The sequence below is a fragment of the Streptomyces sp. NPDC001744 genome, assembly GCF_042892575.1.
GTDB lineage: Bacteria > Actinomycetota > Actinomycetes > Streptomycetales > Streptomycetaceae > Streptomyces.
Genome location: NZ_JBIAUG010000001.1, coordinates 22,435 through 45,473, shown reverse-complemented (window position 1 = coordinate 45,473; position 23,039 = coordinate 22,435). Strand labels below are relative to the sequence as shown.

Genomic DNA, 23,039 nt, shown 5'->3' with positions numbered 1-23,039 from the left:
GCCCGTACCCCTCCGGGGGTGCGGGCCCGTTCCCGTGTGTTTGAGAGGATCTCCGCGTGAGCGACGACGTGCAGGACGGTTTCGTACGGGTCCGGCTGGACCTTGCGTACGACGGCAGGGACTTCTCCGGCTGGGCCAAGCAGGCCCGCGGGCAGCGGACCGTCCAGGGGGACATCGAGGACGCCCTGCGGACCGTGACCCGGTCCACGGAGACGTACGAGCTGACCGTGGCCGGCCGGACCGACGCCGGCGTCCACGCGCGCGGCCAGGTCGCCCACGTCGACCTGCCCGTGGAGCTGTGGGAGGAGCACCGCGACAAGCTGCTGCGGCGGCTCGCCGGGCGCCTGGCCCACGACGTGCGGATCCGGTCCCTGACCGAGGCCCCCAGCGGTTTCAACGCCCGCTTCTCCGCGATCTGGCGCCGCTACGCCTACCGCGTCACCGACGCCCCCGGCGGGGTCGACCCGCTGCTGCGCGGACACGTGCTCTGGCACGACTGGACCCTCGACGTGGACGCCATGAACGAGGCCGCCGCCGCACTCGTCGGCGAGCACGACTTCGCCGCGTACTGCAAGAAGCGCGAGGGCGCCACGACCATCCGCACCCTCCAGGAGCTGCGCTGGGAGCGGCGGCCCGACGGCGTCCTGGAAGCGACCGTCAGGGCGGACGCCTTCTGCCACAACATGGTCCGCTCGCTCGTCGGCGCGCTGCTCTTCGTCGGCGACGGCCACCGGCCCGTGGAGTGGCCGGGCAAGGTGCTCGCCGCCGGCGTCCGGGACTCGGCCGTGCACGTCGTACGGCCGCACGGCCTCACCCTCGAAGAGGTCGGCTACCCGGCCGACGAGCTGCTCGCCGCCCGCAGCAGGGAGGCGCGCAACAAGCGGTCACTGCCCGGGAGCGCCGGCTGCTGCTGACGCCTGGGCGCGCCCGCGGGCGTAGATCTGGTTGAAGGCGAAGGTGCCGAGGTCGTCGCTGGCCAGGAAGACGGCCCGGTCGGCCTTGGTGACCTTCCGGCCGTCGGCGAAGCCGGCCTGGGTGAAGTACGCGTACCGGCCGATGGCGTTCGACCGGCGCAGGCAGACGGTGGCGCGGCAGAAGTCGCCCACGCCCGCGCCGGCCAGCGGGGCGATGCCGCCGGTGGCCTCGTTCTTCGCCTTCAGGGCCGCCGCCTCGGAGGGGAAGACGGCGACGCCGACGGTGGTCGCCACGCCGTCCCGCACGTAGGTGGCGCGGAGCACCCGCTGACAGCCGTTCCCCTTCAGGACGGCGCCGAGGCCGCCCTGGGTGACGGCCGCGCAGTCGGTCGTGGCGGAGGTCGCGCCCTTCTGGTACGGGCGGCCGCTCATGGTCACCTTCCGGCCCGGGAAGAGGCCCTCGGCGGTGAGCGGGGCCCTGTCCTTCTTCGGGTCCGAGATGTAGTCCTTCGGGTTCGGCGGGGGCGGCGGCGCCACCGAGGAGAAGGTCGGTTCCGGGGTGGGGGTCCCGGTGGGGGAGGCCGTGAGGGTGGGGAGCGCCCCGCCCTTCCCGGCGGCCTCGTTCTTCTTGCCGGTGGCCACCACGGCGGTGGCGACGACCGCGCCGACGACCAGGGCGGCCAGGACGCCGCCGCCGATCATCAGCCGGCGCCTGCGGCGGTCGCGGGCGGCCGTGGCGTCGGCCAGGGCGCTCCAGTCGGGGGCCGGGCCGCCGCCGGGCTGTCCGGGCCCCTGTCCCCCCTGCCCGTACCCGGGCTGCTGCCACCCCGGCTGCCCGGGTGCGCCCGGCTGCTGCCACCCCGGCTGTGCGGGGTTCCCGGGCTGCTGCCCGCCCCCCGGCTGCGGACCGTGTCCCGGCTGCCCCTGCCCCTGTCGCTGCGGCTCCTGCGGCCACTGCGGTCCCCCAAAGCTCATGCCGCGCATCCTAAACCGCTTGGGTCCGGCCGGGGCGGGCGGCGACAATGCACTCCATGGGACACGTCGAGGCCGCACATCTTGAGTACTACCTTCCCGACGGGAGGGTCCTGCTCGGGGACGCCTCCTTCCGGGTGGGGGAGGGCGCCGTCGTCGCGCTCGTCGGGGCCAACGGCGCCGGGAAGACCACGCTCCTCCGGATGATCGCCGGGGAGCTCCAGCCGCACGGCGGCTCCGTCACCGTCAGCGGCGGCCTCGGCGTGATGCCGCAGTTCGTCGGCTCCGTACGGGACGGGTCCACCGTCCGCGACCTGCTCGTCTCGGTCGCGCAGCCCCGCGTCCGGGAGGCCGCGAAGGCGGTGGACGAGGCCGAGCACCTGATCATGACGGTGGACGACGAGGCCGCGCAGATGGGGTACGCGCAGGCCCTCTCCGACTGGGCCGAGGCGCAGGGGTACGAGGCGGAGACCCTGTGGGACATCTGCACCACGGCGGCGCTCGGCGTCCCGTACGAGAAGGCGCAGTTCCGGGAGGTCCGGACGCTCTCCGGCGGCGAGCAGAAGCGGCTGGTGCTCGAAGCGCTGCTGCGCGGCCCGGACGAGGTGCTGCTCCTCGACGAGCCGGACAACTACCTCGACGTGCCCGCCAAGCGGTGGCTGGAGGAGCGGCTGCGGGAGACCCGCAAGACCGTGCTCTTCATCTCCCACGACCGGGAGCTGCTCTCCCGGGCCGCGCAGAAGATCGTCGCGGTCGAGCCCGGCCCGGCCGGTTCGGACGTGTGGGTGCACGGCGGCGGCTTCGACACCTTCCACGAGGCGCGGCGGGAGCGGTTCGCCCGCTTCGAGGAGCTGAAGCGGCGCTGGGAGGAGAAGCACGCCCAGCTGAAGAAGCTGGTGGTGAACCTGCGGCAGGCGGCGGCGGTCAGCCACGAGATGGCCTCGCGGTACGCGGCGGCGCAGACCCGGCTGCGGAAGTTCGAGGAGGCGGGACCGCCCCCGGAGCCGCCGCGCGAGCAGGACATCCGGATGCGGCTGCGCGGCGGCCGGACCGGAGTCAGGGCCGTGACCTGCGAGAACCTCGAACTGACCGGGCTGATGAAGCCGTTCTCCCTGGAGATCTTCTACGGGGAGCGGGTCGCGGTCCTCGGCTCGAACGGTTCCGGCAAGTCGCACTTCCTGCGGCTGCTCGCCGGGGACGGGTCGGTCGCGCACACGGGGACGTGGAAGCTGGGCGCCCGGGTCGTGCCGGGGCACTTCGCGCAGACCCACGCCCACCCGGAGCTGGCGGGCCGCCCGCTCGTGGACATCCTGTGGACGGAGCACTCCAAGGACCGGGGCGGGGCGATGTCCGTCCTGCGCCGGTACGAGCTGGAGCGCCAGGGCGACCAGCCCTTCGACAAGCTCTCGGGCGGCCAGCAGGCCCGGTTCCAGATCCTCCTCCTGGAGCTGGCGGGCACCACCGCGCTGCTCCTGGACGAGCCGACGGACAACCTGGACCTGGAGTCGGCCGAGGCGCTCCAGGACGGCCTGGAGTCGTACGAGGGAACGGTGCTGGCCGTCACGCACGACCGCTGGTTCGCGAAGAGCTTCGACCGGTTCCTGGTCTTCGGCTCGGACGGGGTCGTACGGGAGACGGGCGAGCCGGTGTGGGACGAGCGGCGGGTGGAGCGGGCACGCTGACCCCGGGTCCCGGCCGGCGGGGGCGGGCGCGGCGGGGCCGACGCGTTTTGACCCGCCCGGGGCGGCGCGGGTACTGTGGCGGTTTGTTACGCGTAGGGGCTTCGCCGTGTCCGCACGAAGGGTCCCCGCGCAGGTTCCCTGGAGCAGTTACCAGTGGCTCGCATACGGGCGGCGTCCCGGCAGTGCAGGCCCCAGCTGCATGATCGCTTCAGGTGTGTCTGGACTCCATCCACTGAAGAAGCGAAGGCTACGAAGTGCGTACGTACAGCCCCAAGCCCGGCGATGTCACTCGCCAGTGGCACATCATCGACGCGCAGGACGTTGTCCTGGGCCGTCTCGCGACCACGGCTGCGAACCTCCTGCGAGGCAAGCACAAGCCCGTCTACGCGCCCCACATGGACATGGGCGACTTTGTCATCATCATCAACGCCGACAAGGTCCACCTCTCCGGCAACAAGAAGACCCAGAAGCTGGCGTACCGCCACTCCGGCTTCCCGGGCGGTCTGCGCTCCGTCCGTTACGACGAGCTGCTCTCCAAGAACCCCGAGAAGGCCGTCGAGAAGGCCATCAAGGGCATGATCCCCAAGAACACCCTGGGCCGTCAGATGCTCTCGAAGCTGAAGGTCTACGCGGGCGAGAACCACCCGCACGCTGCTCAGCAGCCGGTCCCGTTCGAGATCACCCAGGTCGCGCAGTAGTTCCGGCCACACCCCCTAAGAACGAAAGAAATCTGAGGAGCATCGTGGCCGAGACCACCCCCGAGACCCCCGTCGACGAGTTCGAGGGCGTCGAGGAGTACACCACCGAGACCGAGCTCGTCGAGGGTGAGTACACCTCCGAGTCGCTCGCCTCCCGCTTCGGCGACCCGCAGCCGGCCGCCGGCCTGGGCCGTCGCAAGAACGCCATCGCCCGCGTCCGGATCGTTCCGGGCACCGGCAAGTGGAAGATCAACGGGCGCACCCTCGAGGACTACTTCCCCAACAAGGTGCACCAGCAGGAAGTCAACGAGCCCTTCAAGGTGCTCGAGCTCGACAACCGCTACGACGTCATCGCCCGCATCGCGGGTGGCGGTGTCTCCGGCCAGGCCGGCGCCCTGCGCCTCGGCGTGGCCCGTGCGCTGAACGAGGCGGACGTCGAGAACAACCGCCCGGCGCTGAAGAAGGCCGGCTTCCTCTCCCGCGACGACCGTGCGGTCGAGCGCAAGAAGGCCGGTCTCAAGAAGGCCCGCAAGGCCCCGCAGTACAGCAAGCGTTAATCACGCCTGCTCGGTCTGTATCTCGTACGCCCCGGCGGCACTGCCCGTGCCGTCGGGGCGTACGTTTTTTCGTACTCTCCTTTCATAAGCCTCTCTTTCATGGGCCTCTCTTTCACGGGCCTGGGCACGTCATTCTCGGAGGACAGCTGTGGGACGACTCTTCGGCACGGACGGCGTACGGGGCGTCGCCAACGCGGACCTGACGGCGGAGCTGGCGCTCGGCCTGTCGGTCGCGGCGGCGCACGTACTCGCCGAGGCGGGCACCTTCGAGGGCCATCGCCCGACCGCCGTGGTCGGCCGTGACCCGCGCGCGTCCGGAGAGTTCCTGGAGGCCGCCGTCGTGGCCGGTCTCGCCAGCGCCGGCGTCGACGTGCTGCGCGTCGGCGTCCTGCCCACTCCGGCCGTGGCCCACCTCACCGGCGTCCTCGGCGCCGACCTCGGCGTGATGCTCTCCGCGAGCCACAACGCCATGCCCGACAACGGCATCAAGTTCTTCGCGCGCGGCGGCCACAAGCTGGCCGACGAACTGGAGGACAGGATCGAAGCCGTGTACGAGGAGCACCGCACCGGCGCCCCCTGGGAGCGCCCGACCGGCGCCGGCGTCGGCCGGGTCCGCGACTACGACGAGGGCTTCGACACGTACGTCGCCCACCTCATCGCGGTCCTCCCCAACCGGCTCGACGGCCTCAAGGTCGTCCTGGACGAGGCCCACGGCGCCGCCTCCCGCGTCTCGCCCGAGGCGTTCTCCCGGGCCGGTGCCGAGGTCGTCACCATCGGCGCCCGGCCGGACGGCCTCAACATCAACGACGGCTGCGGCTCCACCCACCTGGACCTGCTCCGCGCCGCCGTGGTCCAGCACGGCGCCGACCTGGGCATCGCGCACGACGGCGACGCCGACCGCTGCCTGGCCGTGGACGCGGAGGGCAACGAGGTCGACGGCGACCAGATCCTCGCCGTGCTCGCTCTCGCCATGCGCGAGGCCGGCACGCTGCGCGGCGACACCGTCGTCGCGACCGTCATGTCCAACCTGGGCTTCAAACTGGCCATGGAGCGCGAGGGCCTGACCCTCGTCCAGACGTCGGTCGGCGACCGCTACGTCCTGGAGGCCATGAAGGAGCACGGCTACGCGCTCGGCGGCGAGCAGTCGGGCCACGTCATCGTGCTCGACCACGCCACCACCGGCGACGGCACCCTCACCGGCCTCATGCTGGCCGCCCGGGTCGCCGCCACCGGCAGGCCGCTCGCGGAGCTCGCCGGGGTGATGGAGCGGCTGCCGCAGGTCCTCATCAACGTGAAGGACGTCGACAAGTCGCGCGTCGCCACCTCCGGCGACCTGGCCGCCGCCGTCACCGAGGCCGAGCGCGAACTCGGCTCGACCGGCCGCGTCCTGCTCCGCTCCTCCGGCACGGAGCCGCTGGTCCGCGTCATGGTCGAGGCCGCCGACATCGAGCAGGCCCGCGCGGTCGCGCAGCGCCTCGCGGACGTCGTGAAGTCCGCCCTGGGGTAACGGTGCCCGCCGGGGGAAGCCTCCCCGCGGCACCGTCGTGCGCAGTCGGCCCCGCCGTCCCGGAACCCGGGACGGCGGGGCCTCCTCCGTACGGGCCCCTACCGCTTCGCCGCCCGGCGGGGGCCCGCCGGGCGGCGCCCGGCCGCCGTCCGGCGCCAGCGGCCGCGCTGGGTGCGCCACAGCGCCCGCTGCGCGTACAGCGTCACCGTCCCGGCCAGCACGATGCCGAAGAGGTTCAGCGTCAGCTGTTCGAGCGAGCCCCACATCTGGCCCAGTTCGCCGTAGGCGAGCGCCACCGCCGCGTTCGCGCCCGCCGGGACCGTCGTCACCGAGATCGCCACGCCCACCAGGGCCCCCGACTTGGCGGAGGTCAGGGAGAGCGTGCCGGCGATGCCCGCGAGCACCGCCACGACGAACGAGAACAGGTCCGGCTGCCAGATGAAGCGGGTGTTGGGGCGGTCCGCGTCCAGCTGGGCCCGGCTGAACAGGTCGAAGGCGTCCATCGCCAGGCTGAACAGGGTGGTGGCGGCGATCGCCACCGCGAACCCCACGAACAGCGCGAGCAGCGAGCGCGCCGCCGCCCTCGGGGCGCGCCGCACCACCCCGGTGAAGATCCCGGCGAGCGGACCGAACTCCGGACCCACCGCCATCGCGCCCACGATCAGGATCGCGTTGTCCAGGACGACGCCGCAGGCCGCGATCATGGTGGCCAGGACCATGAACGCGCAGTACGTGAGCGAGAGCGTCGACTCCTCGTGGGTGGCCTCCGAGAGCTCCTCCCAGATCACCGCGTCGGCGGGGTCGCCCGGCGCCTCCGCCTCGGCCGCGTCGGCCCGCGCGGACAGCGTGAGGCCGATGTCCTGGACGGTGATCGCGCCGTCCCGGTCGATCCCGAGCCCGCGCAGCTCGGTCAGCAGTTCGTCGCCCGCCTCGCGGGCCACGTCGCACGTCACCAGGTCCCCGGCCGGGTCGCGGGCCGCGCCGGGGACGACCACCAGATGGGCGGTCCCGACGGTCGACTCGATCAGGCCGACCGCGGCCCGGGTGCGGGCGGGGGGAACGATCATCCGCAGATGCAGCATGCGGAGAGCTTACGGAGGCCCCGCCGGGTGCCGGGCGTTCAGAGCTTGCGGAGGCTCAGCCGCCGCACCTTGTGGTCGGGGCCCTTGCGGACCACCAGGGTCGCCCGGCCGCGCGTGGGCGCGACGTTCTCCAGGAGGTTCACCTTGTTGATGGTCCGCCACATGGTGCGCGCGTAGTCGAACGCCTCCTCCTCGGAGACCTGGGTGTAGCGCCGGAAGTACGAGGAGGGGTCCTGGAACGCGGTGTCGCGGAGCTTGCGGAAGCGGTTGAGGTACCACCGCTCGATGTCCTCCGGCCGCGCGTCCACGTACACCGAGAAGTCGAAGTAGTCGGCGAGGCCGACGCGGGTGCGGCCGTCCTTGCCGGGCAGGGCGGGCTGGAGGACGTTCAGGCCCTCCACGATGAGGATGTCCGGACGGCGCACGACGAGCCGTTCGCCGGGCACGCGGTCGTAGATCAGGTGCGAGTAGACCGGGGCCGAGACCTCGTCCCTGCCGGCCTTGATGTCCGCGACGAACCGGGTCAGGGCCCGGCGGTCGTACGACTCGGGGAAGCCCTTGCGGGACATCAGGCCGCGCGCCTTCAGCTCCTCCATCGGGTAGAGGAAGGCGTCCGTGGTCACCAGCTCCACGCGCGGGTGCTCCGGCCAGCGGGCGAGGAGCGCCTGGAGGAGGCGGGAGACCGTGGACTTGCCGACGGCGACCGACCCGGCGACCCCTATGACGAAGGGGGTGCCGCGCTGCTCGGCGCTCTCGCCGAGGAAGGTGTTCAGGGCGCCGCGCAGGCCGCTGGTGGCCTGCACGTACAGGTTCAGCAGCCGGGACAGCGGGAGGTAGACGTCCCGCACCTCGTCGAGGTCGATGACGTCCCCGAAGCCGCGCAGCCGCTCCACCTCCTCGGCGGTCAGGGGCAGCGGCGTCTTGTCGCGCAGGGCGCTCCACTCGGCGCGGGTGAGGTCGACGTAGGGGGTGGTGGCCTCGGAGGGGCGGCGGTGGCCGGACCGGGGACATTCCCCGGTCCCGGCGTCGTCGCGGGGGCCGTCTCCGTGCGGGGGGCCGTCCCCCTGCGGGGAGCCGCCTCCGTGGGAGGGACCGTTCCCGTCGGCGGGGCCGTCCCCGTGGGGGCTTCGTGGCGGCGAAGTGATCACACCGCCATTGTCGGGGGTCGGGGACGGCCGTGGGTGGTGGGGTCGGTCACGCGGCGCGGGGGTTGGTCCGGTCCGCGGGGGTGGGGGATCATGCGGGGGCCGCGTGTGCACGGATTCCACGCGGGGGGAGCCGCCGAGGGGCGGCACGAAGAGAAGCAGAGAGCCACACGCATGCGCACGTCCATCCGCACCGCCACCGTCGCCACCACCGCCGTCTCCCTCGCGCTGCTCGTCACCGCCTGCGGCGGGACGAAGAGCGACGACCGGGGCAAGGGCAAGGAGAGCACCCCCGCCGCCTCCGCCACGTCCGAGGCGCCCGCCGCCAAGGCGCTGTCCGCGGCCGAGCTGGAGAAGCTGATCGTCGAGCAGGGCGACGTCAAGGGCCACCAGGTGCGGAAGGCCGGCGCCGAGGACGTCGTGACGGCCGACAAGGTCACGACCGACAAGGCCGCCTGCGCGCCGATCGCCCACGCCATGTCCTTCATCTCGCCCGGCTCGCCCGCCGCGTCCGCGCAGCGCAAGGTGATGGAGGAGCCGAAGAAGAGCGCGACGGCCTCCCCGGAGGACGCGGTCCGCGAGGGGCTCGGCGTCCGGATCACCGCGGTGACCCTCGGCTCGTACGACGGCAAGGGCGCCCAGGACGCCTTCGCCTCGGTGAAGAAGGCCGGCGCCGAGTGCGCCGGCGGCTTCACGGTGACCCAGCTCACGGAGAAGACCAAGGTCACCAAGGTCGCCCCGGAGAGCGTCACCGCCGGGGACGAGGCGGTCGCCTTCACCGTCACCACCGACATCGAGGGCGAGCCGCTCGTCAGCAAGCTGGTCGTCGTCCGCAAGGGCGGCACGCTGGCGTCCTTCTCGACCGTCAGCGCGGCCCCCGGCGGGGTCAAGGAGCTGCCGAAGGCGGTCGTGGACGCGCAGGTCGCCAAGCTGGGCTGATCCGGCGGCGCCCCGGATTCCTCCCCGGCCGGAGGACGGCGCGACACGGGCCCCCGCGCCGTCTCCGGCCGTGGGGCCCCTTCGCCGTAGTCTTCCGGCATGTGCGGAATCGTGGGATATGTCGGCGGGCAGTCGGCACTTGATGTGGTGGTCGCGGGTCTCAAACGACTCGAATACCGGGGCTACGACTCGGCCGGTGTCGCGGTGCTCTCCGACGGGGGGCTCGCCGCGGCCAAGAAGGCGGGCAAGCTCGTCAACCTGGAGAAGGAGCTGGGCGAACGCCCCCTGGCCGACGGCTCCGTGGGCGTCGGGCACACCCGGTGGGCCACCCACGGCGGCCCGACCGACGCCAACGCCCATCCGCACCTGGACAACGCCGGGCGGGTCGCGGTCGTCCACAACGGCATCATCGAGAACTTCGCCGTCCTGCGCGGGGAACTGGCGGAGCGCGGTCACGACCTGGCCTCCGAGACGGACACCGAGGTCGTCGCGCACCTCCTCGCGGAGGAGTTCTCCTCCGCCGGGGACCTGGCGGAGGCCATGCGCCTGGTGTGCCGGCGGCTCGACGGGGCGTTCACCCTGGTCGCCGTGCACGCCGACCAGCCGGACGTGGTGGTCGGGGCCCGCCGGAACTCGCCGCTCGTCGTCGGCGTCGGCGAGGGCGAGAACTTCCTCGCCTCCGACGTGTCCGCCTTCATCGCCCACACCCGTTCCGCGATCGAGCTGGGCCAGGACCAGGTGGTCGAGCTGACCCGGGACGGCGTCACCGTCACCGACTTCGACGGGGTGCCCGCCGACGTGCGGGCCTACCACGTGGACTGGGACGCCTCCGCCGCCGAGAAGGGCGGCCACGACCACTTCATGCTCAAGGAGATCGCCGAGCAGCCCAAGGCCGTCGCGGACACCCTCCTCGGCCGGATCGACGCCTCCGGCCGGCTCACCCTGGACGAGCTGCGCATCCCCGCCGCCGTGCTCCGCGAGGCCGACAAGGTCGTCGTCGTCGCCTGCGGCACCGCCTTCCACGCCGGGCTCATCGCCAAGTACGCCATCGAGCACTGGACCCGCGTCCCCTGCGAGGTGGAGCTGGCCAGCGAGTTCCGCTACCGGGACCCGATCCTCGGCCCGCGCACCCTGGTCGTCGCGATCTCGCAGTCCGGCGAGACCATGGACACCCTGATGGCGGTCCGGCACGCGCGCGAGCAGGGCGCGAAGGTCCTCGCCGTCTGCAACACCAACGGCTCCACCATCCCGCGCGAGTCCGACGCCGTGCTCTACACGCACGCCGGGCCCGAGGTCGCCGTGGCCTCCACCAAGGCGTTCCTGACCCAGCTCGTCGCCTGCTACCTGCTCGCCCTCTACCTCGGGCAGGTGCGCGGCACCCAGTGGGGCGACGAGATCCGGGCCGTCGTCCGCGACCTGGCCCGGATCGGGGACGAGGTCGAGCGCGTCCTGGAGACGATGGAGCCGGTCCGGGCCCTCGCCCGCTCCCTCGCCCACAAGGACACCGTCCTCTTCCTCGGCCGGCACGTCGGCTACCCGGTGGCCCTGGAGGGCGCGCTGAAGCTGAAGGAGCTGGCGTACATGCACGCCGAGGGCTTCGCGGCGGGCGAGCTCAAGCACGGGCCGATCGCCCTGGTCGAGGAGGACCTGCCGGTCGTGGTCGTGGTGCCCTCGCCCCGGGGGCGCTCCGTCCTCCACGACAAGATCGTCTCCAACATCCAGGAGATCAGGGCGCGCGGCGCCCGCACGATCGTGATCGCGGAGGAGGGCGACGAGAGCGTGGTCCCGTACGCCGACCACCTCGTCCGCGTCCCCGCGACGCCTACGCTGCTCCAGCCGCTGGTCGCCACGGTGCCGCTCCAGGTCTTCGCCTGCGAGCTCGCCACGGCGCGGGGCAACGAGGTGGACCAGCCGCGCAACCTGGCCAAGTCCGTGACCGTGGAGTGAGGGGCCCCTCGGACGAGGGGGCCCGGGAGCGAGGGGACCCTTGAGCGAGGGGACCCGGGAGTGAGTGGGAAATGATCATCGGGGTGGGGATCGACGTGGCCGAGATCGACCGTTTCGCCGCGTCGATCGAACGGACGCCGGGGCTGCTCGGGCGTCTCTTCGTGGAGGAGGAGCTGCTGCTTCCCGGCGGGGAGCGGCGCGGGACCGCCTCGCTCGCGGTGCGGTTCGCCGCGAAGGAGGCCCTGGCGAAGGCGCTGGGCGCGCCGGCCGGACTGCACTGGACGGACGCCGAGGTGTACGTCGAGGAGTCGGGCCGGCCGAGGCTGCGGGTCCGGGGGACGGTGGCGGCGCGGGCGGAGGAGCTGGGCGTACGGCACTGGCACGTCTCGCTGAGCCACGACGCGGGAGTGGCGTCGGCGGTGGTGATCGCGGAGGGGTGAGGGACGGCGGGAGGCGCGCGGACGCGGCGCGGGCCCGGCCGCCGTACGTGGCCGGGGCGTGTGCGGCGCGCGGTTGCCGGAACGGGCCGGGGGCGTGGCGCGCCGCGCTTCCCGTGGTCCCGGAAGCGGGCGCCCCGGGCGGGCCCGGCCCGACGCGGCGCGGAGGCGGCGCCGGCCCCGCCCCGGGCGCCCGTCGGCCCCCGGGCATCCCGCCCGCCCCCGGGCGCCCGCCCGCCCCCTGCGGCAGACTGCTGCCCATGCGTACCGCTTACCGCGTGGAGACCGTACGGGCCGCCGAGGCCGCCCTCATGGCCCGCCTTCCGGAGGGCGCCCTGATGGGCCGGGCCGCCGCCGGACTCGCCGCCGCCTGCTGCTCGCTGCTCGGGAGGGGGCGGGTGTACGGGGCCCGGGTCGTCCTGCTCGTCGGGAGCGGCGACAACGGCGGGGACGCGCTGTACGCCGGGGCCCGGCTCGCCCGGCGGGGCGCGGGCGTGACCGCCGTGCTGCTCGGCGGGCGCGCCCACGAGGGCGGACTCGCGGCGCTCCGGGCGGCGGGCGGGCGGACCGCCGACGAGCCGTTCGGGCCGCTCGCCGAGGCCGACCTCGTCCTCGACGGGATCACCGGCATCGGCGGACGGGGCGGACTGCGCCCCGACGCCGTCCCCGTCGCCCGGGCCGCCCGGGGCTCCGGGGCCGTGGTCGTCGCCGTCGACCTGCCGAGCGGCGTCGACGCCGACACCGGGGAGGTCGCCGGGGAGGCGCTGCGGGCCGACGCCACGGTCACCTTCGGGACGTACAAGCCGGGGCTCCTCGTCGACCCGGCGCGGGAGTACGCGGGCGCGCTGCGCCTCGTGGACATCGGGCTCGGCGCGGCCCTGCCGGGGGTGCCGGACCTCGAAGCGCTCCAGCACGAGGACGTGGCGCGGCTGCTTCCGGTGCCGGGCGCCGAGAGCGACAAGTACCGGCGCGGGGTCGTCGGCGTCGCCGCCGGCTCCGCCCGCTACCCCGGCGCCGCCGTCCTCGCCGTGTCGGGGGCGCTGCGGGGCGGGGCGGGGGCCGTGCGGTACGCGGGGGACGGCGGGGACGCGGTGCTCGCCGCGCACCCCGAGACCCTGGTGCACGCGGGGCCGCCGCGGAAGGCCGGGCGGGTGCAGGCGTGGGCCGTCGGGCCGGGGCTCGGCGAGGAGGCCGGGGCGCGGGCGGCGGTGGCCGACGTCCTCGCCTCGGACGTGCCGGTCCTGGTCGACGCGGACGGACTGCGGGGCCTCGACCCGGCGGCGGTGCGGGGCCGCGACGCCCCCACCCTGCTCACCCCGCACGCGGGCGAGGCGGCGGCGCTGCTCGGCACCGGGCGGGAGGAGGTCGAGGCGGGCCGCCTCGCGGCGGTGCGGGAGCTGGCGGAACGGTTCGGCGCGACGGTCCTCCTGAAGGGCTCCACGACGCTGGTGTGCGGGCCGGACGGCGGACCCGTACGGGTCAACCCCACCGGGACGTCCTGGCTGGCCACGGCCGGGAGCGGCGACGTCCTCTCCGGCCTCGCGGGTTCCCTCCTCGCGGCGGGTCTCCCCCCGCTGGACGCGGCCTCCTGCGCCGCCTACCTCCACGGCCTGGCGGCGCGCCGCGCCGTGTCGCGGGGGACCCCGATCACGGCGACGGAGGTCGCGGACGCGCTGCGGGAGGCGTGGCGGGACGTGACGGGACCGGCGTAGAGCCCGCCCGCCCTCCTGGCCTCGCCCGCCCTCCTGGTCCTGCCCGCTCTCCTGGTCCTGCCCGGCCTCCTGGCCCCGTCCGTCCTCCCGCCCCGTCCCGACCCGTCCTCCCGCCCCGCCCTCCCGCACCGGCCCCTCCCGGGCCGCGGACGCCGGGCGCCGGGGACGCCGGAAGCGCGCGGCGCTCCCGCGAGGGTGACCGGTGCCGCACCGGGCGGAAAACGGGTCCGGCCCCCGCACCTGAGAGACTGTGCGCGATGACTGAGACACCGCCGCCCCGCAGAGCCCGCGCCGAGATCGACCTCGGCGCGCTGCGTGCGAACGTCCGCACGCTGCGCGCCCGCGTCGCCCCCCACGTCCGGATCATGGCCGTGGTCAAGGCTGACGCGTACGGACACGGCGCCCTGCGCTGTGCCCGCGCCGCCCTGGACGCGGGCGCGGACTGGCTCGGCACGGCCACCCCGCACGAGGCCCTGGCCCTGCGCGCCGCCGGGATCACGGACGTGCCGGTCATGTGCTGGCTCTGGACCCCCGGCGACCCCTGGGACGAGGGCATCGAGGCCGGGCTCGACATGTCCGTCAGCGGGATGTGGGCCCTGGAGGAGGTCGTCGCGGCCGCACGGGCCACCGGGAAGCCGGCCAGGATCCAGCTCAAGGCCGACACCGGGCTCGGCCGCAACGGCTGCCAGCCCGCCGACTGGCCCGAGCTGGTCGGCGCGGCGCTCGACGCCGAGGCCGGGGAGCTCCTCAAGGTCACCGGCCTCTGGTCGCACTTCGCCTGCGCCGACGAACCCCACCACCCCTCCATCGCCGCCCAGCTCGACGTCTTCCGCTCGATGCTCGACCACGCCGAGAAGGCCGGCGTCGAGCCCGAGGTCCGGCACATCGCCAACTCGCCGGCCACCCTCACCCTCCCCGAGGCCCACTTCGACCTGGTCCGGCCCGGCATCGCCGTCTACGGCGTCTCGCCCGCCCCCGAGCTGGGCACCTCCGCCGAACTCGGCCTGCGGCCCGTCATGTCGCTCAAGGCGGGCGTCGCGCTCGTCAAGCGGGTCCCGGCCGGGCACGGCGTGAGCTACGGCCACCACTACGTCACCGACCGCGAGACCACCCTCGGTCTCGTCCCCCTCGGGTACGCCGACGGGGTTCCCCGGCACGCCTCCGGCCGCGGCCCCGTCCTCGTCGGGGACACCGTCCGCACGGTTGCCGGGCGCGTCGCCATGGACCAGTTCGTGGTCGACCTCGGCGGGGACGCCCCCGAGCCCGGCACCGAGGCCGTGCTCTTCGGCCCCGGCGACCGGGGCGAGCCGACGGCCCAGGACTGGGCGGTGGCCGCCGACACCATCGCGTACGAGATCGTCACCCGGATCGGGGCGCGCGTCCCGCGCGTCTACCTGGACGACTGAAGGGGGAGTGACCGTGGGGGAGTCCAGCGGGGGCGGCGTCTGGCGGCGCGCCGGGTTCGCCGGTGCCGCGCTGGGCGTCCTGGCGGCCGGCGCGGCCGCCGGCGTCGCCGTCGAACGGCTCACCGTCGGCCGTTCCGTACGCCAGAAGGCGCGGCTCGCCCTGGACGCCACCGGCCCCTACGGCGGCCTGCGCGGCACCCCGGGCCGGGCGCTCGCGGACGACGGCACCGTCCTGTACTACGAGATCGACGAGGTGGAGGGGGACGGGACGGACGACGCGTCCGCCCCCCGGCGTCCCCGCGGGGCCGGGGCGCCCGCCCCCCTCACCGTCGTCTTCAGCCACGGCTACTGCCTCAACCAGGACTCCTGGCACTTCCAGCGGGCCGCCCTGCGCGGCCTCGTGCGGACCGTCCACTGGGACCAGCGCAGCCACGGCCGCTCCGGCCGGGGCGTCGCCCAGGACGGCCCGGCCGGCGTGCCCGTCTCCATCGACCGGCTCGGCCGCGACCTCGGGGCCGTCATCGACGCCGCCGCCCCGGAGGGCCCGCTCGTCCTCGTGGGGCACTCCATGGGCGGCATGACGGTGATGGCGTTCGCCGAGCAGTACCCGGAGACGGTGCGCGACCGGGTCGTCGGCGTCGCCTTCGTGGGCACCTCGGCCGGAAAGCTGAACGAGGTGACGTACGGGCTCCCCGTCATGGGCGTCAACGCCGCCCGGCGCGTCCTGCCGGGCGTCCTGCGCACCCTCGGCGCCCGGACGGAGCTGGTCGAGCGCGGCCGCCGGGCGACGGCGGACCTCTTCGCCGGGCTGGTGAAGAAGTACTCGTTCGCCTCGGAGGACGTGGACCCGGCGGTCGCCCGCTTCGCGGAGCGCATGATCGAGTCCACCCCCATCGACGTCGTCGCCGCCTTCTACCCCGCCTTCGCGGAACACGACAAGTCGGCCTCCCTGCCCGCCCTCCGCGGCCTGCCGGTGCTGGCGCTCGCGGGGGAGCGGGACCTCATCACCCCCAGCTCCCACACCGAGGCCATCGCCGCCCTCCTCCCCGACGCGGAACTGGTGATCGTCCCCGACGGGGGCCACCTGGTGATGCTGGAGCACCCGGAGACGGTCACCGCCCGGCTGACCGACCTGCTCGTGCGGGCCGGGGCCGGGCCGGGGGCGACGGCGGCGGGGACGGGTCCCGCCACGGGCTAAATTGGCGGGTATGGAAGCAGCGCACCCGTCCGTGGCCGGTGGCACCACCTCCGTCTCCGAGGCCACCCTCTCCGTCGACTCCCCCCAGCGGATGCAGGACCTGGGCCGCCGGCTCGCGGAAGTCCTCCGCCCCGGCGACCTCGTCATGCTCACCGGCGAACTGGGCGCCGGGAAGACCACCCTCACCCGCGGCCTCGGCGAGGGGCTGGGGGTGCGCGGCGCCGTCACCTCGCCGACCTTCGTCATCGCCCGCGTCCACCCGTCCCTGGTCGGCGGCCCGGCCCTGGTCCACGTGGACGCGTACCGCCTCGGCGGCGGCCTCGACGAGATGGAGGACCTGGACCTGGACGTCTCGCTCCCCGAGTCCGTCGTGGTCGTGGAGTGGGGCGACGGCAAGGTCGAGGAGCTGACCGACGACCGGCTGCACCTCCTGATCCACCGCGTCACCGGCGACACCGACGACGACCGGCGCACGGTCGTGCTGCGCGGCATCGGCGCGCGCTGGGCCGGGGAGGACCTGGACGCCCTTGGGGAGCCCGGCCGGTCGTAGTTTCCGACAACGTGTCGGCACCATGTTGCGCGGGCCGTACGTGCCGTGGTGACATGGAGGCACGAGCTGGTTAGGTGTACCTAACCTACGGGAGGCAGGCATGGCGAGGCCGAAGCACGCGGAACCCGGCCGGGAGCACGTCCCGATGAGCGAACTGCTGGCGTCCTGCGCGGCCGCCCGCGCCCTGTCGACCCCGCCGCGACGGCCCGAGGACGGCGAACGCGGCGAGCACGCCGTGCGCGACGCGCGCGGACGGGCGGAGGCCGCCGAGGCGGCGTAGCCCCCCCCCGCGGCCCGATCCCGGTCACCCGGTTCAGGCGACGACGACGACCTTCGCGCCGATCACCGCGAACGCCCACAGCGCGTTCCCGTCGGCCCGCGTCATGCGGACGCCGCCGGTCCGCTTCGACGGGTCGGGGGACGGCGTCGAGCCGTCCACCGCCGCGCTGAAGCCGATCGCCACGTCCTGGACGGTCGCGAACCGCACCACGTGTTCGATCCGCACCCCGTCCGAGCCCCGTACGGAACCGGACCGCGAGGTCACCGCGTACGCCCCGGGGGGCGGGGAGACCGTGCTCGGCATCACCGGGAAGGTGCGGGTGACCCCGCCCTTCCCGTCCACCAGCCACACCCGGTGCCCGGCAAGCGAGTACACGACCCGCTCGCCGGTGCCCGAGTTCGCCGGGAGCGCCAGCGGGTCCCTGACCGGCCGCTTCGGGGCGCCGCTCGGGGAGACCGAGGGGGCCGCCGCGCTCGGCGCCGGGGGCTTCGCCGACACGTCGGCGGGGGCGTTGGCCGACGCCTGGTAGGCGAGGAAGCAGACCGCGGCGACCGCCGCCGCCGTGAGCCCGGCCACGAATCCCGAGCTGCTCCGTGCCACCGTGCCCACCTCTCGTACGAATGTGTCGAAGGGTGACGGTAGCAGCCGGTGCTCCGGGGTTCGGGGCAGCGTGCCCGGGAGCCGTAGGCTGTTCGCGTGCTGTTGCTCGCCATGGATACCGCCACCCCCGCCGTCACCGTCGCCCTCCACGACGGCGAGGCCGTCGTCGCCTCGTCGTGCCAGGTCGACGCCCGCCGCCACGGGGAGCTGCTGCTGCCCGCCGTGGACCGGGTCCTCGAGGAGGCCGGGCTGGCCCTGGACGCGGTCACCGGCCTCGTCGTCGGCGTCGGCCCCGGCCCCTACACCGGTCTGCGCGTCGGCCTCGTCACGGCCGCCGCCTTCTCGTCCGCGCTCGGCGTGCCCGTGCACGGCCTGTGCACCCTCGACGGCCTCGCGTACGCCTCCGGGATCGACGAGCCCTTCGCCGTCGCCACGGACGCGCGCCGCAAGGAGGTCTACTGGGCGCGGTACGACGACTCCCGCACCCGGGTGACCGACGCGGCCGTGGACCGGCCCGCCGACATCGCCGGGACCCTCGCCGGGCTCCCGGTCGTCGGCGCGGGCGCCCGCCTCTACCCCGGGGACTTCCCCGACGCCCGCGACCCCGAGCACCAGTCGGCCGCCGCGCTCGCCGCCCTCGCGGCGGAGCGGCTGGCGGCGGGCGGGGAGGGCCTCCTCGACCCGCTGCCGATGTACCTGCGCCGCCCCGACGCCCAGGTGCCGAAGAACTACAAGGTGGTCACCCCCCGGTGACCGACGGCACGGAACTGCGCGAGATGCGCTGGTGGGACATCGAACCGGTGCTCGCCCTGGAGGACGAGCTGTTCCCCGAGGACGCCTGGTCGGCCGGGATGTTCTGGTCGGAACTGGCGCACTCCCGGGGGCCGGGCGCCACCCGCCGGTACGTCGTCGCGGAGGACCCCGGCGGCAGGCTCGTCGGGTACGCCGGGCTCGCCGCCGCCGGCGGCCTCGGAGACGTACAGACCATCGCCGTCGCCCGCGACCAGTGGGGCACGGGCCTCGGCGCCCGGCTCCTCACCGACCTGCTCCAGCACGCCACCGCCTTCGAGTGCGACGAGGTCCTGCTCGAAGTGCGCGTGGACAACACCAGGGCCCAGAAGCTCTACGAGCGCTTCGGCTTCGAGCCCATCGGCTTCCGGCGCGGCTACTACCAGCCGGGGAACATCGACGCGCTCGTGATGAGACTGACCGTTCAAGGAACCGGGACCGATATCTGATGGCTGCTGACGAACCGCTGGTACTCGGCATCGAGACCTCCTGCGACGAGACCGGCGTCGGCATCGTCCGCGGGACCACCCTCCTCGCGGACGCCGTCGCCTCCAGCGTGGACACCCACGCCCGCTTCGGCGGCGTCGTGCCCGAGATCGCCTCCCGCGCCCACCTGGAGGCGATGGTCCCGACGATCGAGCGCGCCCTGAAGACCGCGGGGATCTCCGCCCGGGACCTCGACGGCGTCGCCGTCACTGCCGGGCCCGGCCTCGCGGGCGCGCTGCTCGTCGGCGTCTCGGCGGCCAAGGCGTACGCCTACGCCCTCGGCAAGCCGCTCTACGGCGTCAACCACCTGGCCTCGCACATCTGCGTCGACCAGCTCGAACACGGCAAGCTGCCCGAGCCGACGATGGCCCTCCTGGTCTCCGGCGGCCACTCCTCGCTGCTGCTCTCCTCCGACATCACCTCCGACGTGCGCCCGATGGGCGCCACCATCGACGACGCGGCCGGCGAGGCGTTCGACAAGATCGCCCGCGTCCTCGACCTCGGCTTCCCCGGCGGCCCGGTCATCGACCGGCTCGCCAGGGAGGGCGACCCGGCCGCCATCGCCTTCCCGCGCGGGCTGAGCGGCCCCAGGGACCCGGCGTACGACTTCTCCTTCTCCGGCCTCAAGACCGCCGTGGCCCGCTGGATCGAGGCGAAGAGGGCGGCCGGCGAGGAGGTGCCGGTGCGGGACGTGGCCGCGTCCTTCCAGGAGGCGGTCGTGGACGTCCTCACCCGCAAGGCCGTCCGGGCCTGCAAGGACGAGGGCGTCGACCACCTGATGATCGGCGGCGGCGTGGCGGCGAACTCGCGCCTCCGGGCCCTCGCCCAGGAGCGCTGCGACCGCGCCGGGATCCGGCTGCGGGTGCCCCGGCCGGGCCTGTGCACCGACAACGGCGCGATGGTCGCGGCCCTCGGCTCCGAGATGGTCGCCCGCAACCGGGCCGCCTCCGACTGGGAGCTGTCGGCGGACTCGTCGCTGCCGGTGACGGACCCGCACGTGCCGGGCGCCCACGCGCACGACCACGATCACGTGCACGAGATCAGCAAGGAGAACCTGTACTCGTGAGGCTCACCCTCATGTGGGAGGCCAGGGCCGTCCAGGGCCGGGGCGCCGAACTCCTGGAGTGGGCGCGGTCCCGGACCCTCGCCCGCGAGCCGCTGCGCCGGGAGGTCTTCCGGGCGCCCCAGGACCGGGTCCTCGTCCTCACCTGGTGGGAGGCGGAGACCTTCGGCGCGGAGCTGCCCGAACTTCCGGAGCCGGACGCGGAGCTGATCGCCCGTCCGGTCCACCGCTGGCGGTTCGAGGCGGTGGAGTGACCCCGGGCGGCCGTACGGCGGCCCCGGCCGCGCGGGGAGTCGGATAGGCCACACGTACGCCGGTCGGGCAACCTTTCGACGCGCGGGGTCATCTCCCCGCGCGTGAAGAAGACGATCGCGCTCTGGGTGGCCCTGACCGCCTCGGCCCTGCTGGCGGCCGGCTGCACGGCGGAGCGCCCCGCCGCACCCGCGTCCGCGCCCGCCCCGAGGACGTCGTCCGTCCCCTCCCCGGCGCCCCCCGCGGAGGACGGGGCCCCGGGAGCCCCCGCGGACACCGCCGCCGCGTACCGGAAGTGGGGGCTCGACCCCCTCCCGGCGCCGCCCGCCCCGCCGGCGGTGAAGCCGGTGGTCCGGCGCCCGGGGCAGCCGGTGCCGGTGATCAGCGAGATCCCCACCCGGGAGAAGGTCGTCTTCCTCACGATCGACGACGGGGCGGAGAAGGACCCCCGCTTCGTCGCGATGATGAAGGACCTGGGGGTCCCCTTCACCATGTTCCTCACCGACGCGGCCGTCCGCACCGACTACGGGTACTTCGACCCGCTGGTCGCCCAGGGCCACGGCGTCGCCAACCACACCCTCACCCACCCGAACCTGCGCACCCTCTCCCCGGACGCCCAGCGCCGGGAGATCTGCGGCCAGCAGCAGAAGCTGGCGAAGCGGTACGGCACGGCCCCGCGCCTCTTCCGCCCGCCGTACGGCAACTGGAACGAGGCCACGCGCGCGGCCGCCGGGACGTGCGGGGTGGACGCGATCGTGCTGTGGCGCGAGTCCATGCAGATCACGAACATGCAGTACCAGCGCGGCGACCGGAAGCTCCACCCCGGCGACATCGTCCTCGCCCACTTCCGGGGCCCCGCCGAGCTCAAGGGCCGCACGATGACCGAGATGACGGCCACCCTGCTGCGCCGCGTCCGGGAGCAGGGCTTCACGGTGGCGCGCCTGGAGGACTACGTCTGAGATTCCTCCGGGCGCGGTGTCGATGCGGGCGGTCCCCGTTCGTCGGAGGGGTGAGAGGCGGGGAACGGCCCCGCCACCGCATCCACGAGGAGACACCATGCCCCGCTTCATGACGCTCGTCCGCGCCGAGGAGGACACCGTCGACATGGCGGACGCCGACCCCGGGTTCGAGGAGCGGATGGGCGCGCTCTTCGAGGAGATCACCCGGGCCGGCGTCATGCTGGACACGGCCGGGCTCCGGCCGACCTCGGAGGCCACCCGGATCACCTGGTCGGACGGGAAGCTGTCCTTCACCGACGGCCCCTTCACCGAGACCAGGGAGGTCGTCGGCGGCTACGCCCTGATGAAGTGCGCGGACATGGCCGAGGCGCTGGAGTGGGCCGGGCGCTTCCTGTCGGCCCACCCGCCGCACTGGAAGCTGGGCCTGGAGGTCCGCGAGGTCGAGGGGGAGCCGGGGGCCTGAGCCCGGCCCCGCTGTCGGTGCCGTGTGCTGTCATGGGGGACGTGACGGCACACGGCACGGGGACGGGGCGCGGGGCGGGTCCGGACCGCGGCTCCGGCCCGGGTCCGGGACGGGGGCGCGGGGCGGACTCGGTGGAGGGCGTGCTCGACACCGTCTTCCGGGCGGAGTCGCCGAGGATCGTCGCGACCGCCGCACGGATCGTCCGCGACCTCGGCATCGCCGAGGAGATCGCCCAGGACGCCCTGGTCACCGCCCTCGAACAGTGGCCGCGCACCGGGGTCCCGGAGCGGCCGGGAGCCTGGCTGACGACCGCCGCCAGGCACCGCGCCGTCGATCTCGTGCGGCGGCGCGAGACGTACGCCCGGAAGCTCACCGAGGTGGGCCGCGCGCTCACCGGGGAGGCGTACGACCCCGAGCCCTCCGGCCCCGGCGACATCGACGACGACGTGCTGCGGCTGGTCTTCACCACCTGCCACCCCGTCCTCTCCGCCGGGGCGCGGACGGCACTGACGCTGCGGCTCGTCGGCGGGCTCCGGACGGACGAGGTCGCCCGCGCCCTCCTCGTGCCCACGGCGACGGCCGCGGCCCGGATCACCCGCGCCAAGCGGACGCTCGCCGGGGCGGGCGTGGAGTTCGAGGTGCCGTACGGGGAGGAGCGGGCCGCCCGGCTCGGCTCCGTCCTGGAGGTCGTCTACCTGATCTTCAACGAGGGGTACGCGGCGACCTCGGGCGACGACCTGCTGCGGCCCGGCCTGTGCGAGGACGCCCTCCGGCTCGCCCGCGTCCTCGCCGCCCTCGTCCCCGGGGAGGACGAGGCGCAGGGCCTGGCCGCCCTGCTCGAACTCCAGGCGGCCCGGACGGCCGCCAGGACCGGTCCCGACGGCCGGCCGGTGCTGCTGGCCGACCAGGACCGGCGCCGCTGGGACCGGTCGCTGGTCCGGCGCGGCTTCGCGGCCCTGGAGCGGGCCGGGGACCCGCGGGACTACGGGCCGTACGCCCTCCAGGCCGCCGTCGCCGCCTGTCACGCGCGGGCCGCGTCGTACGGGGAGACGGACTGGGCGCTCATCGCCGCGCTGTACGGGCGGCTCGGCGCCGTCGCCCCCTTCCCGGTGGTCGAGCTGAACCGCGCGGTCGCCGTGTCGAGGGCCGAGGGCCCGGCGGCGGCCCTCCCGCTGGTCGACGCCCTCGCCGCCGTGCCGGCCCTGGCCCGCTACCACCTGCTGCCCAGCGTCCGGGGGGACCTGCTGGCCCGGCTGGGGCGGACGGCGGAGGCGCGCGCCGAGTTCGAGCGCGCGGCGTCCCTCACCCGCAACGGGAGCGAGCGGGCGCTGCTGCTCGGGCGGGCGCGGGAGACGGGCGCGCCCCCGCCCTGACCCCCGGGGGCACGGAGGCACGGGGACC

At 74.6% G+C, this 23,039-nt stretch carries 24 protein-coding genes; 20 read left to right on the top strand and 4 right to left on the bottom strand.

The annotated features are described in order from the left end of the window. Positions 1-56 precede the first annotated feature (56 nt). Entirely contained in the window at positions 57-914 is an 858-nt protein-coding gene (truA, locus tag ACFYZY_RS00210; RefSeq protein WP_388687920.1) for a tRNA pseudouridine(38-40) synthase TruA, read from the top strand. Here truA and ACFYZY_RS00205 read toward each other — a convergent pair. Then, positions 885-1,889 carry a hypothetical protein gene (locus ACFYZY_RS00205; RefSeq protein ID WP_388687918.1) on the bottom strand — a complete coding sequence of 335 codons (1,005 nt, stop codon included), beginning with the start codon at positions 1,887-1,889 and terminating at the stop codon, positions 885-887. The genes truA and ACFYZY_RS00205 overlap by 30 nt on opposite strands. 56 nt (positions 1,890-1,945) lie before the next feature. On the opposite strand from ACFYZY_RS00205, the gene ACFYZY_RS00200 reads away from it, so the two are divergent. From ACFYZY_RS00200 to glmM, 4 genes are all read left to right on the top strand, one after another. Next, complete coding sequence (locus ACFYZY_RS00200) at positions 1,946-3,568, top strand: ABC-F family ATP-binding cassette domain-containing protein (protein ID WP_388687915.1); 1,623 nt, start codon at positions 1,946-1,948, stop codon at positions 3,566-3,568. A gap of 254 nt (positions 3,569-3,822) precedes the next feature. Further along, entirely contained in the window at positions 3,823-4,266 is a 444-nt protein-coding gene (gene rplM, locus ACFYZY_RS00195) for a 50S ribosomal protein L13 (protein WP_388687912.1), read from the top strand. Between the two features lie 44 nt (positions 4,267-4,310). Further along, positions 4,311-4,823 carry a 30S ribosomal protein S9 gene (gene rpsI / locus ACFYZY_RS00190; protein WP_015035601.1) on the top strand — a complete coding sequence of 171 codons (513 nt, stop codon included), beginning with the start codon at positions 4,311-4,313 and terminating at the stop codon, positions 4,821-4,823. A 148-nt stretch (positions 4,824-4,971) separates the two neighbouring features. Further along, positions 4,972-6,330, top strand: coding sequence for a phosphoglucosamine mutase (gene glmM, locus ACFYZY_RS00185; protein WP_388687909.1), 1,359 nt, complete (start codon positions 4,972-4,974; stop codon positions 6,328-6,330). Positions 6,331-6,428: 98 nt separating this feature from the next. Here the strand turns inward: glmM and ACFYZY_RS00180 are convergent, their stop codons facing one another. Together ACFYZY_RS00180 and coaA are read right to left on the bottom strand one after the other, a co-directional pair. Beyond that, on the bottom strand, positions 6,429-7,412 hold the full coding sequence (locus tag ACFYZY_RS00180; protein ID WP_388687907.1) for a DUF389 domain-containing protein: 984 nt from the start codon (positions 7,410-7,412) through the stop codon (positions 6,429-6,431). Between the two features lie 38 nt (positions 7,413-7,450). Then, positions 7,451-8,560: a type I pantothenate kinase gene (gene coaA / locus ACFYZY_RS00175; protein ID WP_388687905.1), complete on the bottom strand. Its 1,110-nt coding sequence runs from the start codon at positions 8,558-8,560 to the stop codon at positions 7,451-7,453. Positions 8,561-8,731: 171 nt separating this feature from the next. Here coaA and ACFYZY_RS00170 point away from each other — a divergent pair, with 171 nt between their 5' ends. From ACFYZY_RS00170 to ACFYZY_RS00135, 8 genes are all read left to right on the top strand, one after another. Beyond that, positions 8,732-9,496, top strand: coding sequence for a hypothetical protein (locus tag ACFYZY_RS00170; protein WP_388687903.1), 765 nt, complete (start codon positions 8,732-8,734; stop codon positions 9,494-9,496). 99 nt (positions 9,497-9,595) lie between these two features. Beyond that, positions 9,596-11,443, top strand: a complete 1,848-nt coding sequence (gene glmS / locus ACFYZY_RS00165) for a glutamine--fructose-6-phosphate transaminase (isomerizing) (protein WP_388687900.1) — start codon at positions 9,596-9,598, stop codon at positions 11,441-11,443. A gap of 71 nt (positions 11,444-11,514) precedes the next feature. Next, on the top strand, positions 11,515-11,883 hold the full coding sequence (locus tag ACFYZY_RS00160) for a holo-ACP synthase (protein ID WP_388687897.1): 369 nt from the start codon (positions 11,515-11,517) through the stop codon (positions 11,881-11,883). Between the two features lie 257 nt (positions 11,884-12,140). Further along, positions 12,141-13,592 carry an NAD(P)H-hydrate dehydratase gene (locus ACFYZY_RS00155; protein WP_388687894.1) on the top strand — a complete coding sequence of 484 codons (1,452 nt, stop codon included), beginning with the start codon at positions 12,141-12,143 and terminating at the stop codon, positions 13,590-13,592. Between the two features lie 257 nt (positions 13,593-13,849). After that, complete coding sequence (alr, locus tag ACFYZY_RS00150; protein WP_388687891.1) at positions 13,850-14,998, top strand: alanine racemase; 1,149 nt, start codon at positions 13,850-13,852, stop codon at positions 14,996-14,998. 13 nt (positions 14,999-15,011) lie between these two features. Next, complete coding sequence (locus ACFYZY_RS00145; protein WP_388687888.1) at positions 15,012-16,196, top strand: alpha/beta fold hydrolase; 1,185 nt, start codon at positions 15,012-15,014, stop codon at positions 16,194-16,196. A 10-nt stretch (positions 16,197-16,206) separates the two neighbouring features. Next, complete coding sequence (tsaE, locus tag ACFYZY_RS00140) at positions 16,207-16,746, top strand: tRNA (adenosine(37)-N6)-threonylcarbamoyltransferase complex ATPase subunit type 1 TsaE (protein WP_388687886.1); 540 nt, start codon at positions 16,207-16,209, stop codon at positions 16,744-16,746. A gap of 100 nt (positions 16,747-16,846) precedes the next feature. Further along, positions 16,847-17,026 (top strand): hypothetical protein, encoded by a 180-nt coding sequence (locus tag ACFYZY_RS00135; RefSeq protein WP_388687884.1) that lies wholly within the window; start codon positions 16,847-16,849, stop codon positions 17,024-17,026. Positions 17,027-17,059: 33 nt separating this feature from the next. On the opposite strand, the gene ACFYZY_RS00130 is transcribed toward ACFYZY_RS00135, so the two are convergent. Then, complete coding sequence (locus ACFYZY_RS00130; protein ID WP_388687882.1) at positions 17,060-17,626, bottom strand: L,D-transpeptidase; 567 nt, start codon at positions 17,624-17,626, stop codon at positions 17,060-17,062. 96 nt (positions 17,627-17,722) lie between these two features. On the opposite strand from ACFYZY_RS00130, the gene tsaB reads away from it, so the two are divergent. The 7 genes from tsaB to ACFYZY_RS00095 all read left to right on the top strand — a co-directional run bounded on the left by tsaB (position 17,723) and on the right by ACFYZY_RS00095 (position 23,011). Further along, positions 17,723-18,379: a tRNA (adenosine(37)-N6)-threonylcarbamoyltransferase complex dimerization subunit type 1 TsaB gene (gene tsaB / locus ACFYZY_RS00125; RefSeq protein WP_388687879.1), complete on the top strand. Its 657-nt coding sequence runs from the start codon at positions 17,723-17,725 to the stop codon at positions 18,377-18,379. 23 nt (positions 18,380-18,402) lie between these two features. Continuing rightward, the gene (rimI, locus tag ACFYZY_RS00120; protein WP_388688763.1) at positions 18,403-18,864 is read left to right on the top strand and encodes a ribosomal protein S18-alanine N-acetyltransferase; all 462 of its coding nucleotides are present in this window, start codon (positions 18,403-18,405) and stop codon (positions 18,862-18,864) included. After that, the gene (tsaD, locus tag ACFYZY_RS00115) at positions 18,864-19,967 is read left to right on the top strand and encodes a tRNA (adenosine(37)-N6)-threonylcarbamoyltransferase complex transferase subunit TsaD (RefSeq protein WP_388687877.1); all 1,104 of its coding nucleotides are present in this window, start codon (positions 18,864-18,866) and stop codon (positions 19,965-19,967) included. Before rimI ends, tsaD begins: the two co-directional genes overlap by 1 nt. A gap of 11 nt (positions 19,968-19,978) precedes the next feature. Beyond that, positions 19,979-20,218 (top strand): hypothetical protein, encoded by a 240-nt coding sequence (locus ACFYZY_RS00110; RefSeq protein ID WP_388688762.1) that lies wholly within the window; start codon positions 19,979-19,981, stop codon positions 20,216-20,218. Positions 20,219-20,320: 102 nt separating this feature from the next. Then, positions 20,321-21,175 (top strand): polysaccharide deacetylase family protein, encoded by an 855-nt coding sequence (locus ACFYZY_RS00105; protein WP_388687875.1) that lies wholly within the window; start codon positions 20,321-20,323, stop codon positions 21,173-21,175. Positions 21,176-21,272: 97 nt separating this feature from the next. Next, the gene (locus tag ACFYZY_RS00100; protein WP_388687873.1) at positions 21,273-21,638 is read left to right on the top strand and encodes a YciI family protein; all 366 of its coding nucleotides are present in this window, start codon (positions 21,273-21,275) and stop codon (positions 21,636-21,638) included. Between the two features lie 32 nt (positions 21,639-21,670). Next, positions 21,671-23,011: an RNA polymerase sigma factor gene (locus tag ACFYZY_RS00095; RefSeq protein WP_388687870.1), complete on the top strand. Its 1,341-nt coding sequence runs from the start codon at positions 21,671-21,673 to the stop codon at positions 23,009-23,011. The last annotated feature ends 28 nt before the right edge of the window (positions 23,012-23,039 follow it).